This is a genomic window from Salinisphaera japonica YTM-1 (assembly GCF_003788585.1).
In the GTDB taxonomy this organism is placed as follows: Bacteria; Pseudomonadota; Gammaproteobacteria; order Nevskiales; family Salinisphaeraceae; genus Salinisphaera; species Salinisphaera japonica.
In genome coordinates, this window is record NZ_AYKG01000001.1 from 234,783 (window position 1) to 248,440 (window position 13,658).

Here is a 13,658-nt window from a genome sequence, read left to right on the forward strand (position 1 = left end):
TACCAGCCGCGGCGCCTTGGATGCGCAGCCCAGCCGCCCTGCCGTCATATTTCACGCGCCCGGCGGAATAGTGTTCAGGCGACACCGTCATCCGCGGCATGCTTGAGCGGCTCGCGGCCGATATAGTCCTCGAAGGCGATCGGCGCCGACAGGCAGCCATCGGGAATCGCAAAAGCCTCGACGTAGCCCAGCGCATCCGGCCGGATTTCATCGAGCAGCTTTATCCGTAGACGTCGTAGTGCCTTGCGTTTGGTGGGCTGAAAATAACCCTGGTCGAGATACCACGCCGAATCGGCATAGATCGTGTCAACGGCGGCCAACTGGCGCATGGTCTCCAGCGCGTCACGGGTGGGCCCGGCCTCGAGCGCGGCCACGCGTTTGGCAAAACAGACCGCGATATGATGCTCCATATCGGCCTTGGCGTAGGCCATCAGATGATCCTGAATATCCGTGAACGCGATGAACGGCTCCATGCCGTCGGTGATGCGCTTGCGGATACGGCGTGCGGCCGAGACCAGCATGTTGTGCGCCCGCAGTTTGAGCACCTCGAGATGAAAATCGGCATCCCGCAGGTGGTCTTCGTCGGTCTTGCGCTGAATGACCGGGTTGCCCTCGAGCAGTTCGGTGCGGGCCTTGCCGGCCAGCTCCTTGGCGATGGTGGCCACCAGATTCTGTTCAAAGCCCTTGGCATAGCTGGCCAGCTTGTTCTTGGCCAGCAGCTGCATGAGCACCGTGTTGTCGCCCTCGAATGTCGCGAACACATCGATATCGCGGCGCACGGTGGCGATCTGGTTCTCCGAGAGAAAACCCAGGCCACCACAACACTCGCGTGCCTGCTGGCAGGCATCGATCGCCTCCCACGAGGCCATTGATTTGAGCCCCGCGGCCAGCGTTTCGATATGCCGCGAGTCGGCCTCGGTCCGATTGCGGAACTGCTCGATCAGATCCTCGATCGCGAAATGCAGGGCATAGGTGTGGGCGATCTTTGGAAACAAACGCATCTGATGCGTTCGATAATCGAGAACCCGCAGCTCCTTGCCATCGTCGCCGCCGAACTGACGCCGCAACGCGCCGTAGCGGGTGGCGATGGTCAAAGCCTTCTTGGCTGCGGTGACGCAGGCCGAGGCCACGCTGATGCGCCCGCCCACGAGCGTGCCCAGCATCGTGAAGAACCGTTTGTTATCCGAGGCGATCGGGCTTTCGTAAGTGCCGTCCGGTTGTACCACCGCGTAGCGATCAAGCAGGTTCTTGCGTGGAATACGAACCTGGTCGAAGTAAAGCCGGCCGTTATCGACGCCGACCAGGCCCATCTTGGGCCCGCAGTCCTCGATGCGCACGCCGGGCGCGGCCTGGCCGTCATCGGTACGAATCGGCACTACAAAGGCATGGACGCCATAGCTTTCGCCCCCGGTGTTGAGCTGGGCGAACACGGTGGCCGCGTGGCCGTCGCGGGCCGCGTTGCCGATCCACTCCTTGCGTGCCGACATGGTGGGCGTATTGAGCACGAACTCTTGCGTGGCCGGATCGTAAGTCGCCGTGGTTTCCAGCTCCTGCACGTTCGAGCCGTGGCCGGATTCGGTCATGGCAAACCCGCCGAGCAGATCCAGCGAAGCGATATCGGGCAGATAGGTCTTGTGGTGCTCGTCGTTGCCCAGAAAGATGATGCTGCCGCCGAACAGACCGAACTGCACGCCGAATTTCACCACCAGCGACAGATCGAACATGGCAAGCGCCATGAAGACATGGATGAAGCCGGCCATATTGCCCTGCCCGCCCACGCTTTCCGGCAGCGCCGAGGCCGCCATATCGCGATGCTCGGCCAAGTGTTGCAGCCAGCGCAGCACCCGCGCACGCGCGGCCTCGCTGGTTTCATCGTAGGCGTAGGCAAAGACATCGTGTTCCAGGATGTCACGAACCTGTTGCCATTCATGGGCATAGTCGCCTTCAAGCACGGCCTGAACACGGGCCGGATTGAACCGCGACGGCTGCTCGTTGAACGACTGGCCGACCGGCTGGCCGGCATCCTGAAAGATCTCGGACGACACGCCCATGCCGCTGATGTTGCGCTCCTTGGCATAGCGCCCGACGGCATCCGTGACCTGTGTGCTGTCGGCGCCGTTCATGGCCGCTGACATGGCGGCCAACGAGGGCTGGCGATGACGCACCTGTTCGCGAATACGCCGGCGCAGCACCGAACATTCGGTGGCCGAAGGCGCAGCCTGTGGCGATAACCACTCGTCAAGCACGCGCGCGTCATCGCTGCCCAACGGGCCGATCGTCCCGGCCAGTTCGCGGATGCGCTGGCCTTCCTCGTTGGCGAGCGTGCCATCGGCCCAGGCAATATAGATCACCGGCAGCAGTGGCCGTAGGTGCTGGCTGTCGATCAGTGCATCAAGACGCTGGCTCATGGCGGTTTTCCGATCCGAAAAGACATCTTGTCTTTTGTACCAGAAATCCGCCGTGATCAATCCTTATCACGGCGCTTTTCATTGATCGGCCGTCGACGATTGAAAACATCGATCGACGGCCGGCACTCGCGGCTACTCGGTGCCGCTCAGAAAAAGCGCGCGCGCCTTGGCACCGATGCGCGCGCATAGACGGCGCGCGGTGTCGGCATCAGCATCTTCAAGCGTGAAGTGTCGATCCTGTGCGCTGGTCAGAATCCCGGTCTGGCCGTGGGTGAACTCGGCCTCGTGGGACAGCACCTCGCGTCCGCCCTGTGCCTCGATCAGCTCGTCGGCGGTTTTCTGCGCGGCGTTATCGGCCAACCCCTTGTCGTTGCAGTAGTCGAGCACGCCGGCGATGTTGGCCGGCGCGCCAAGATCGAAAGAGCCGGTCGCCAGCTGGCTCAGCAAGGCACTTCCGGCCGGGGCCGGGGCCACGGTTTCATCGGCCGAGGCCTGGGTGTCATTCGGATAATCAGTTTCGATCTTGTCCTGGGCAATACTTGTCGTGGTGCCGATAGCCAGTAGAGAAAGCGATGCCAGCACCGCCGCGACCGAGGAATTCAAAGACATTGATGAGGTCCTAAAGAAGTTGCCGGGCAAATGTTGTCTGACTGGATCTCGCCAGTGACAACGGTTGGCCTGCCTGAACGATCTGCGTGTCGTAACCGTCAGACGCGACCGAATCATAACCCGGTATGATTTTGCTGATATACGATTTGTCTGCGCGTGTCGCAGCTGTGATTACCACCGTTTCGAAGGATTGCCATGATCATCCCTACCGTCCCTCGATTTAGACAGATCTTCGCCGACCTGTGGCGGCCGCTGACCGTCATGTTTCTCTGGGACGTGCTGGTAACCGTCATCTACTTTGCACAGCCCGAGCGTTATACCGATTTCCAGTCCTCTGCGCTATCGAAAACCACGCTTACCCTGTTCGGTACGGTCGTTGCGCTCTTTCTGGGCTTTCGATCCAATTCGGCCTACGCGCGCTGGTGGGAAGGCCGTATTCTTTGGGGGCTGATGATCAACGCCTCGCGCAACATCAACCGCTGCGCGCTGTCGTTTGTCGGTGCCGCGGACGAGCGCGCGCGGGCGCTGCGGGATCGCATCATCATCAACCAGTGTGCCTATGTCCACGTGCTGCGCTGCCAGCTGCGTGGTACTGACCGGGAGGAGCCGGCACGGCGTCTGCTCGATAAAACCGATGCCGACCATGCGTTGAAGTTTACAAACGCAGCCAACGCCTTGATGAACGACTCGGCCATGGCCGTCGAAAACGCCCGTCGGGAGGGTTATATCGACACCATGCAGCAGAACCGTATCGAGGCCATATTCATCGATATCCTGGATTCTCAGGGCGGCATGGAGCGTATCAAGAAGACCCCGCTACCCATGCAATACCGCCTGTTTCCACAGCTTTTCGTGCGTGTGTTCTGTGTGTTTCTGCCGATTGGTATGGCTCCGTATCTGGGGATCTGGACACCGATCGGCTCCTCACTGGTCGCGCTGATGTTCCTGGCGGCGCTGCGTATCGGCGACGATCTGGTCGATCCCTTCGCCAACACCCCGCACGATCTGCCGCTGCACGCGATGTGCACCACCATCGAGGTCGATCTCATGGAAGGCATCGGACGCAAACCACCGAAGATGCCCGAGCCCGTCCACGGCATTCTCTGGTAGTGGCTGCCCAAGGCCGGCGTGTCGACATCCAAGGGTGACGCACGCCCGCCGCTGGCATACACTACGCACCACGCGCCCGTAGCTCAGCTGGATAGAGCACCGGCCTTCGAAGCCGGGTGTCGCAGGTTCGAATCCTGCCGGGCGCACCAATACCTAGGCGCTCCTCTTGGCTTTCAGAGTTCTGGCGGCGTAATCGGAGCCCATTCGAACCTGCGACACAATCAGTAAGTCAGGTTCGACGGCTGCGCAACGCGCAGACGAACAGTACGGCAGTGCCGTACTGGCCCCGTAGGGGTGAGCGGCAAAGCCGCGAATAATCCTGCCGGGCGCACCATACACAGGATGCTTGTTCAGAGTTTTCGGAAGCTTGAAAGCTCGAACGAAGCCCCTTCGAACCTGCGACACAATCAACAAGTCAGGTTCGACAGCTGCGCAACGCGCAGATGAACAGTACGGCAACGCCGTACTGGCCCCGAAGGGGTGAGCGGCAAAGCCGCGAATAATCCTGCCGGGCGCACCATCAGCAGGATGCTTGTTCAAAGTTTTCGGAAGCTTGAAAGCTCGAACGAAGCCCATTCGAACCTGCGACACGATCAACAAGTCAGGTTCGACGGCTGCGCAACGCGCAGACGAACAGTACGGCAACGCCGTACTGGCCCCGAAGGGGTGAGCGGCAAAGCCGCGAATAATCCTGCCGGGCACACCAATACTGAGATGGTCTTCTAAGCCTTCAGAATCCTGATGCCATGATCGGAGCCCATTCGAACCTGCGACACGATCACTTATTCAGGTGCCGTCGCCACCACGCCCGCGACACCTATTCCGTGCATGCACCGGCCGCCGATGTCATTAGTCAGCGCGCGATGCCCGGTGAGTATCACGTCACTGTTCAACGTGGACGCTTCTGATCACGCCAGATTTTTGCCACGAGCGTTATGACCAGCGTCGCGCCCAACACTTCGATGATGGTCGTCACGATATAGCCAGCCGTGAGGTTACCGCCCCGGGCAAGCCAGAAGATCGGGCTGAGCACGACGGCGAGCCCGATCGGCGTCCAGATCGTGAGCAGCCAGCGATCGGCCCAGGCGATAAGACCTGAGCGCGCTTTGGAATCAGACATGATGCCTCACGGCACGTGTGGGTCGCTGGTTGAGTATACGTGCGCGGCCGAATCGGCTCCAGGCCGGCCGGCCAGCCTCAAGAATCGCCAATCCCTTGTTGGCAAATGGTTTTTCGCGCTCTAAACTGCACGTTTATACAAGATTCGCCGTCGTGGCTAATTTCCGTACGCATATCTCTGTCGCCGCCGGAATCGGCGCGGCCGCGACCAGTTATGGCTTGTATATCGGGCTGTGGCCGCTGGCGCATGCGCCCAGCCTTGTGTTGTTGACCGCGCTTGGCGGGGTCATGCCGGATATCGATGCCGATAAGTCGCGCTCGGTACGCTTGATCTTCACCGTGCTGGCGATCGTGGCCGCGTTCATCGCGCTGTCGATCGGCCGTGCCTATTTCTCGATGGCCGTCGTGCTATGCGTGGCACTTGGCCTGTATGTGGGCATTCGCGATGCCGTGAGTGTCATATTCCGGCTCACGACCCGTCATCGGGCAAGCTGGCATTCCCTGTTGGCCAGTGGCGGCATATCCGCAGCCACGGCGGCCTTGAGCTATCACTTCTTTGCCCAGGGCCCGCGGCTTGCATGGATCGATGGCGGGGCGATGTGTCTGGGCATGTTGATCCATCTGGCACTGGACGAGTGTTTTTCGATCGATCTTGAGGGCGCGCGCCTGAAACGCTCGTTCGGCACCGCGCTCAAGTTTTTCGATTACCGGCGCCCGGTCGCCACCACGTTGATGGCCGGCGCGGTGGTCGCTCTGTGGCCGTGGTTGCCGCCCTGGCCCTATGCTTCGGACATGCCCGCAGCGCGCTGCATCAAGCCCGTGGCCGCGCAATCGACACCATCGCTTTCGGCTGACATCTTGTCGGTCTTTGCCCGCCAGAATCCATGACCACGCCAACGCTCATCGAAGCCGTGCCGGATATCGACACTTATCGTCGCCTACGCCGCGAGGCCGGCATGACCGATCGTGCCCCGCCCGCCGCCGCGGCCGGTCTGGCCGGCAGCCTGTACTGTGTGCTGGCATTCGTGGATAGCCGCGCGGTAGGCATGGCGCGGGTGATCGGTGACGGCGGCTGTTTCTTTCAGATCTGCGATGTTGCCGTTGTCGCGGCGCAACAACACTGCGGTATTGGCCATTTATTAATGGCGCGGCTGACACACTGGCTGGATGACAACGTCTGCGAAAGCGCGTTTGTCAGCCTCATGGCCGACGGCGAGTCGCATCATCTGTATACGCGCCACGGCTTCGAGTTCAGTGCGCCGGGGTCGCAGGGCATGGTCTATCCACGGCGTTACAGACGCCGCCAGTAGCGCTTTTTTTGTATCATGCAGGGTTTGACGACGATCGCGGCTCGCCGGCTTTCGTTATCATGCGCCGCGCACCGTATTCATGCCTAACCGGGCCCGCCCGGCCGACCGGAGACGCTCACAGTGGACACGCCTTCTTTCGATATCCGCCCGACGATCACGCCGACGGCGACGAACGTGCGCGACGAGATTCTCTCGGCCCCGGGTTTCGGGCAGTACTTCACCGATCACATGGCGCACGTACGCTGGACGGCCGATGGCGGCTGGCACGGCGCCGAACTGCGCCCTTACGGGCCGTTGACGTTCGACCCGGCCTCGCCGGTCCTGCATTACGCCCAGGAGATATTCGAAGGCCTGAAAGCCTATCGACACGGCGACGGTTCGGTCTGGTGTTTTCGCCCCGAGCGTAACGCCGCACGCTTTCGCCAATCGGCCGACCGGCTGGCCCTGCCGCGCCTGGATGACGCAACGTTTATCGAATCGCTGCGAGTGCTGGTCGAAAAAGACGCCGCCTGGGTTCCCACGCCGCAGGATGCCAGCGAGGAGTGCAGCCTGTATCTGCGCCCGTTCATGATCGCCAACGGTAAATTCCTGGGCGTGAAGCCAGCCACCGAGGTCGACTATTACCTGATCGCCTCGCCGGCGGCGTCTTACTTCAAGGGCGCAGGCAAGCCGGTCTCTATCTGGCTATCCGCGCACTACAACCGCGCAGCGCCAGGCGGCACAGGGTTCGCCAAGACCGGCGGCAACTATGCCTCATCGCTCGTGGCCCAGCAGGAAGCTATTGATCACGGCTGTGATCAGGTCGCCTTCCTGGACGCTGCCGAAAATAAATGGGTTGAAGAGCTGGGCGGCATGAACCTGTTCTTCGTCTATCGCGACGGGCGGCTGGTCACCCCGGCCCTGACCGGCACCATCCTGGAAGGTGTGACACGTGACTCGGTGCTCACGCTGGCCCCGGAGCTGGGGCTGACCCCGGAAGAACGCGCGATCAGTATCGATGAATGGCGCGACGGCGTCGCCTCGGGCGAAATCGTGGAGGTATTTGCCTGTGGTACGGCAGCCGTGATCACGAGTATCGGCCAGCTCGTCACAGAGAACGAAACCATTGAAAGCCCGGCCGGTAACGAGATCAGCCAGCGCCTGCGTACCCACCTGCTGGATATTCAGTACGGCCGCGCGGCCGACACCCACGACTGGCTCACTCAGCTGGCGTGATCGCCACCGAGCCGGCCGGCCCGAGCTATGGCCTGGCCGGCTCGGTCTCGATCCAGCGGGCAGCCAGTGCGTCGTAAGCCGGGCTGCTGCGGAACTCGGTGAGTGCCGCGCCGAGCTTCTCGGCGAGCTGGATCTCATCTTTTCGCAGCGCAATTCCCATGCCCTGATCAATCGGTTGGGCCGGCGCAATCGTGCGATAACGTGCTGTCGATGTATTGAACATGTGCTGGCCGACGACGCGGGTAACGAACGCGCCGTCCAGGCGATGCGCGTCGAGATCGAACTGTATATCCATGACCGAGCGATAGCGTTTGATATCGGCGACCTCGCCATAGGTCTGGGTAACATATCGATCATGGACGGTGCCGCGCTGTACGCCGATTGCGCGACCGGACAGGGTTTCCGGCGCGATACGGTCGATGCCACCGGCGACCGGCACGAACCAGGCCGAGGCCAGCTGAAGATACGGCCCCACGATACGAAACCGGCGCAGGCGCTCCGGCGTGATAGCCATCGCCGACAGGATCACGTCGTACTTACGCGCCATCAAGCCCGCCACGATACCGTCCCAGGCCTGCACGACCCATTGGCACTCGAGCTCGGCGATTCGGCATAGGGCATCGCCGAGCGCGATGTCGAATCCTTCCAGACGGCCGTCAGGGCGTTCGAATTCCATCGGGGCATACGGCAGATCCAACGCAATGCGCACCGTTCGTGTTTCGTCGTCAGCCGACGCCGTGCCGAGGTTGAGTAGGCCCAAAACGGGAATGAGCCAACGCAGTCTAAAACGATATCGTTTCTTCATTCTTGCAGCGTGACTTATCCCGCCAAAGGAAATCAATATTACCGTTTCAGGGCTCGGGTTGGTATCACGTGATGCAACATCACGCTGCCTTGGCAGCTGTATATTTGGCGTACTGCCCGCCACCGGACCACGCTTAAATGTCGACGCAATATCTATTGCTGACAACACCGATCGGTACGCTACAAGTGATCGGTAGCGATGCGGGTATCACGGCGATCACTTTTGAAAACCCCGGGCCGCCGGCCGATGCGGTTGATGCAGCACCCGGCTCAAAAGTGCATCAGGCCGGCGAACAGCTTCAGGCTTATTTCACGGGGCAGCACGACGTATTTGATCTGACGCTCGCGCCGGCCGGCACTGTGTTTCAAAAACGGGTATGGGCTTGTTTAGAGAAGATTCCGGCCGGCCAGACCCGCAGCTACGGTGAAATCGCGGCCGCACTGGGCCAGCCGGGCGCCTCGCGTGCTGTGGGTTTGGCCAACGCGCGTAACCCCATCGCCATCGTGGTCCCCTGTCACCGCATCATCGGCGGCCAGGGCCAACTGACCGGCTACGCCGGCGGCATGGCCCGAAAGATCTGGCTGCTGCGCCATGAAGGCCATACGATCGACCAACACCGGCAACGGATCGCCCGCGTACCAACGGGTTCAGCCTCGGCGCAAGACGAATGAGAACCGCCTGTTAAAGCCGATCCATCGCCCCCGGCACCGTCAAAAGTCCGTTTGACGGCCTGACGGGTGCGCGAGCGGGTTTTTCCAGCGAGTTTCAGCTCATCGGCGGCGGACCGAGCTCCGCGAGAAGCTCGGACAGCCGAACATAGGCCCGGTTTCGATAAGCGATAAGTTCGGGGATCTTCTCGGCTGGCACATCAGTGAAACCGCCCCCGCTCTTGGTTCCAAGCTTGCCCTGTTCGATCAAATCGGAGAGCACGCGCGGCGTGGCAAAACGCTGTGGGAAGTCGGTCTGTAGCGATTGGTAACAAAAGTTATAAACGTCCAGGCCGGCCATATCGGCTATCGCAAACGGGCCAAAGAACGGCAGCCGGAAACCGAACGTGGTCCGCACGAGGGTATCGATGTCGTCGGCCGATGCCACGCCCTCTTCCAAGAGCTTGGTGGCTTCATGGAATAGGGCGTACTGAAGCCGGTTAAGCACGAAGCCGGTGACATCCGAGACGACCGCTGTTTCTTTTCCGGTCTCATGAACGATGGCACAGGCTAAATCAATCACTTCCTGGTGCGTGCCGGCGTGCGGGATAATCTCTACGCCCGGCACGAACGGCGACGGGTTGGAGAAGTGCACGCCCAGGAAACGGGTCGGCGCAGCAACGGCCTCGGCCAGTGTTGCGATCGAGATGGTCGAAGTATTTGAAGCGATGATCGCGTCTTTCGACGCTGCCGCACTGATGCGCTGCAACGTCTCGTGCTTGATCTCGATCTTTTCCGGCACGGCCTCTTCGATAAAATCCGCCCCGGAGACCGCCGTCTCGATATCCTTCGCCGCGGTCACTCGCGCGTCGATGCGCTCGACGGCGTCTTTTGGAAACAGCCCGTCGGCAGCGAAATCCGCGGCCTCCTTGAGCAAGCGCTCGCGATTGTTCTGCGTGACCTCGTAAGACACATCTGCGATATGTACCTCGGCCCCGGCCAGCGCCATGACCTGGGCGATACCGCCGCCCATGTATCCCGAGCCGATGATGGCGATCTTGCGTGTCATAAGATGCTCCTTGACGAATATCAGTTCTGGCGAACCCGGCTCTTGCCCGGGGTGTAATCGGCGGTGCGCGGCAGGATCTGCTCACGTAGATAGCGCTGGTTGGATGCCGAGACCGACAGCCCGTCGCCGCCGTAGTGCTCGCAACAGATCACGCCCTGAAAACCGTTGGCGATCGCGATCTCGAAGGCTTTGCGGTAGCTGATGAGCCCCGACTCTAACGGTGCCGGCATGGCGACATACATGTCGCGCGCCACATCTTCGTCGCGTTGATAATTCTTGACGTGCCAATAGTTGGCATAGGGTGCGGTCTTCTCGATCATTGCCTGCCAGCTCTCGATCGGCCGATGCAAGCGCACGAGGTTGCCGATGTCCGGGTTCAGGCCGACGGCCGGATGGTCGATCGCCGTAACGAGCGCCACAGCAGAATCGGCAGTGCCTAGATACGTGTCTTCGTACATCTCCAGCGACAGAATCAGCCCGTTGTCCTCGGCGTGCTGGCCCAGCTCGCGCAGGCGCGCAACGGCCCGATTCCAGGTCTCGCGATCGTACGGGTCCTGGTAGCCATCCACCGTCCAGAACCAGAGTTGGCGCTTCTGGGCCTCGGTCAGCGCCTGGTGCAAGCCGACCGAGACCACCTTGGCGCCCAGCGCCGCTGCGGCATCCAGGGTGCGATGGCTGTAGGCCAGATTGTCCTCGCCGTGCTCGACATCGATCACGCTTCTACGCACCACCGAAATCGCCGGCAAGCCCACGCCAATATCGTCCGCCGTCTTGCGGAAATCCTCGATCTGGCGTGCGGTCAGATCGCCCGGCCGAACCCAGCCATCGAACAGGTCAACGTTATCGAAACCGGCATCGCGCACTTCGGCAAAAACGCTGGCCCAGTGTTCAACGCCGGCCTCGTTGACGTGACGACCGTCCTCCAGAGAATTAGAAAACTGCAGTAGCGCGGCTGAAATCGGCCAGTCCGAGGCGGTATAAGGCATGGTGTACTCCTTTGTGGATACGCAATGAAAAAGCGCGGCATCCGGTGTCAGATAACGAATAGGCTGAGCAGCATCGCCATCGCGATACCGATGAGCCCGATAAGTGTCTCGACGACGGTCCAGCTCATGAGCGTTTGTTTTTCGGTCATGCCGAAATACTGCTTCACCAGCCAGAAACCGGAGTCGTTAACGTGCGAGAGCACGGTGGCCCCCGAGGCGATGGCGACGTTCATCAAACCCAGCATTGGCCCCTGCAGATCCAGCGATGCAATCACAGGCGCCATCAGCCCAGCGGCCGTGATCATGGCCACCGTGGCCGAGCCCTGAATGACTCGGACGCCGGCCGCGATCAAGAACGCCAGCAGTAACGGCGAGAGCGAGCTCGCGGCCATGGCATGGCCCACCACATCACCCACACCCGAGGCGATCAGCATCTGCTTGAAGGCACCGCCCGCCCCCGTCACGAGAATGATCACGCCCGCCGGCTCCAGCGATTTAGTGGCGGTCCCCAGAACCTCTTCACGCGTGAGACCCCGGCAGGTGCCAAGCAAATAGAACGCCACCAGCGTGGTGATCAGTAGTGCCACGATCGGGTCGCCCAGAAAATCCAGGATCGAACGCACCGGATTGTCCTGGGCCAGCAGCACACCGCTCACCGTGTTGAACAGGATGAGGACCAGCGGCAACAGAATGATCGAGGCGATCATCCTGAAGCTCGGCAGCCCCGTGACGTCCTCGCGCGGCGGCGCGACGTCCATGGACTCAGGCACACGAACATCGATGCGCTTAGCGATGAATCGCCCGAACAGCGGTCCGGCGATGATCGCCGCCGGAATCCCGCACAGCACGCCAAAGATGATCACCCAGCCGAGATCAGCATGGATCAGGCTGGCCACGGCGATCGGGCCAGGCGTCGGCGGAATGAAGGTATGCGTTACCCCCAGACCGGCCAGCAGCGGGATGCCGTAGTACAACAGGGACCGATTGGCACGCTGCGAGAGCGCATACACCAGCGGCACAAGGATGATGAAACCCACGTCCAGAAATACCGGGATAGCGACCAGAAAGCCCGTAACCGACATGGCCCAGGGGACACGATCCTGGCCGAAACGCGCGATCAGAGTATGGGCCAAACGATCGACGCCGCCCGAGATCTCGAGCATGCGCCCGAACATGGCCCCGAGTCCCACGACTGTTGCCACGAAGCCGAGCGTACTACCTACGCCCTTCTCGAGATTATCTACAACCTCCGACAACGGCATACCCGCCACGACGGCGACCACGAGGCTCACGAGCAGTAACGAGACAAACGCGTGCAGGCGCAGCCACATTACAAGCACCAGAAGCAGCACTATGCCGGACGCAGCCGCGGCTAGAAGCCAATAATCGTGGGTCATGAACGGACATCAAGATAAGTTCGATAAACATACGCTACGTTTTGTTCAACATATCGGTCACGACGACTTTTGTCTTAGATGGTTCATCGCATTCGTGAAATGAAACATGCCGACGCCCGGTTTACAAAGCACGAAAACACAAAGGTGCTAACATGCGCTTGGATTTGTCGAACACATACTGAAGCCCCAACCGGATGTCGCTTAGAGCATCACGTAGACCCGAGTACAGCCTGAGTGAAGAATTGGCCTCCGCCATCCTTTCAGGGCGCTACCAACCCGGCGACTTCATTGCCAAGGAAATGGACATCTGCCAAACCAGTGGGTTGAGCCGTACCGTTGTACGGCGCCATCTGGCACAGCTCGTGGACGTCGGAATGATCGAGCGTATTTCCGGTTATGGCTCACGCGTTTGCGAGGTCTCCGAATGGCATATTCTGGATCCCGTCGTTACCCGCTGGTTATCGCTCTACGCGGCGCCCAACGAAGAGATCCAGCGAGAGATATTGTCGTTTCGGCTAAGCGTTGAACCTCAGGTCGCGATGATCGCGGCTCGTCATGCAACGGCACGCGATCTGTTGGCTATCGAAGAAGCCGTGGACGGCATGGCTCGTCACATGCAGGGCAGCGCGGCATCCACCGGCCGGCTGCACAGCGAATCAGACGTCGCTTTTCATGTCGCCATTTACCGCGCGACCCACAACATCGTTTGGTCGCAGCTGTCGCACATCCTGCGTCCATCGATTCATCTTCTCGTCGACGAATCCAACAGCAGCGCGCCCGATCCCGCGGAAAGCCTGGAACGGCACCGCCTGCTCATGGAAGCAATCCGGCTGCGCCGTCCCGACGATGCCTTCCACGCAGCCGAAGCTGTTCTACAAGGCACGCGACGCGCCCTGGGGTTAACCGATACACGCGCCGTGCACGCGACGCATCGCACGCCTTAGCCGAACGGATTCAGAGCGTGGTGTCGGCCGGCCGCGCGA

The 13,658-nt window shown here is 61.0% G+C and carries 13 protein-coding genes and 1 tRNA gene; 7 read left to right on the forward strand and 7 right to left on the reverse strand.

Features of this window, described 5'->3' with window-relative positions:
* Positions 1–74: 74 nt before the first annotated feature.
* On the reverse strand, positions 75–2,408 hold the full coding sequence (locus SAJA_RS01140) for an acyl-CoA dehydrogenase family protein (protein WP_123656804.1): 2,334 nt from the start codon (positions 2,406–2,408) through the stop codon (positions 75–77).
* Positions 2,409–2,540: 132 nt separating this feature from the next.
* Positions 2,541–3,017 carry a DUF2501 domain-containing protein gene (locus SAJA_RS01145; RefSeq protein ID WP_123656805.1) on the reverse strand — a complete coding sequence of 159 codons (477 nt, stop codon included), beginning with the start codon at positions 3,015–3,017 and terminating at the stop codon, positions 2,541–2,543.
* Between the two features lie 195 nt (positions 3,018–3,212).
* Between SAJA_RS01145 and SAJA_RS01150 the strand changes: the two genes are divergently transcribed.
* Complete coding sequence (locus SAJA_RS01150; RefSeq protein WP_123656806.1) at positions 3,213–4,127, forward strand: bestrophin family protein; 915 nt, start codon at positions 3,213–3,215, stop codon at positions 4,125–4,127.
* A 72-nt stretch (positions 4,128–4,199) separates the two neighbouring features.
* Positions 4,200–4,276: transfer RNA gene (locus tag SAJA_RS01155), tRNA-Arg, on the forward strand.
* 740 nt (positions 4,277–5,016) lie between these two features.
* Here SAJA_RS01155 and SAJA_RS01160 read toward each other — a convergent pair.
* Positions 5,017–5,247 (reverse strand): hypothetical protein, encoded by a 231-nt coding sequence (locus tag SAJA_RS01160; protein ID WP_123656807.1) that lies wholly within the window; start codon positions 5,245–5,247, stop codon positions 5,017–5,019.
* A 152-nt stretch (positions 5,248–5,399) separates the two neighbouring features.
* Here SAJA_RS01160 and SAJA_RS01165 point away from each other — a divergent pair, with 152 nt between their 5' ends.
* From SAJA_RS01165 to SAJA_RS01175, 3 genes are all read left to right on the forward strand, one after another.
* Positions 5,400–6,134 carry a metal-dependent hydrolase gene (locus SAJA_RS01165; protein WP_123656808.1) on the forward strand — a complete coding sequence of 245 codons (735 nt, stop codon included), beginning with the start codon at positions 5,400–5,402 and terminating at the stop codon, positions 6,132–6,134.
* A complete protein-coding gene (locus SAJA_RS01170; RefSeq protein WP_123656809.1) occupies positions 6,131–6,556 on the forward strand; it encodes a GNAT family N-acetyltransferase in 426 nt (141 codons plus the stop codon). Before SAJA_RS01165 ends, SAJA_RS01170 begins: the two co-directional genes overlap by 4 nt.
* Positions 6,557–6,676: 120 nt before the next feature.
* Positions 6,677–7,771: a branched-chain amino acid aminotransferase gene (locus SAJA_RS01175; RefSeq protein WP_123656810.1), complete on the forward strand. Its 1,095-nt coding sequence runs from the start codon at positions 6,677–6,679 to the stop codon at positions 7,769–7,771.
* Between the two features lie 25 nt (positions 7,772–7,796).
* Here the strand turns inward: SAJA_RS01175 and SAJA_RS01180 are convergent, their stop codons facing one another.
* Positions 7,797–8,480: a transporter substrate-binding domain-containing protein gene (locus tag SAJA_RS01180; RefSeq protein WP_184999688.1), complete on the reverse strand. Its 684-nt coding sequence runs from the start codon at positions 8,478–8,480 to the stop codon at positions 7,797–7,799.
* 233 nt (positions 8,481–8,713) lie between these two features.
* On the opposite strand from SAJA_RS01180, the gene SAJA_RS01185 reads away from it, so the two are divergent.
* Complete coding sequence (locus SAJA_RS01185; protein WP_123656812.1) at positions 8,714–9,247, forward strand: methylated-DNA--[protein]-cysteine S-methyltransferase; 534 nt, start codon at positions 8,714–8,716, stop codon at positions 9,245–9,247.
* Between the two features lie 94 nt (positions 9,248–9,341).
* Here the strand turns inward: SAJA_RS01185 and SAJA_RS01190 are convergent, their stop codons facing one another.
* The 3 genes from SAJA_RS01190 to SAJA_RS01200 are packed head-to-tail and all read right to left on the reverse strand — an operon-like array spanning position 9,342 to position 12,675.
* The gene (locus SAJA_RS01190; RefSeq protein ID WP_123656813.1) at positions 9,342–10,292 is read right to left on the reverse strand and encodes a 3-hydroxyacyl-CoA dehydrogenase family protein; all 951 of its coding nucleotides are present in this window, start codon (positions 10,290–10,292) and stop codon (positions 9,342–9,344) included.
* A 20-nt stretch (positions 10,293–10,312) separates the two neighbouring features.
* On the reverse strand, positions 10,313–11,278 hold the full coding sequence (locus tag SAJA_RS01195; protein WP_123656814.1) for a sugar phosphate isomerase/epimerase family protein: 966 nt from the start codon (positions 11,276–11,278) through the stop codon (positions 10,313–10,315).
* A gap of 47 nt (positions 11,279–11,325) precedes the next feature.
* Positions 11,326–12,675, reverse strand: a complete 1,350-nt coding sequence (locus SAJA_RS01200) for a GntP family permease (RefSeq protein WP_123656815.1) — start codon at positions 12,673–12,675, stop codon at positions 11,326–11,328.
* Between the two features lie 194 nt (positions 12,676–12,869).
* On the opposite strand from SAJA_RS01200, the gene SAJA_RS01205 reads away from it, so the two are divergent.
* Complete coding sequence (locus SAJA_RS01205; protein ID WP_123656816.1) at positions 12,870–13,619, forward strand: FadR/GntR family transcriptional regulator; 750 nt, start codon at positions 12,870–12,872, stop codon at positions 13,617–13,619.
* Positions 13,620–13,658: the final 39 nt, after the last annotated feature.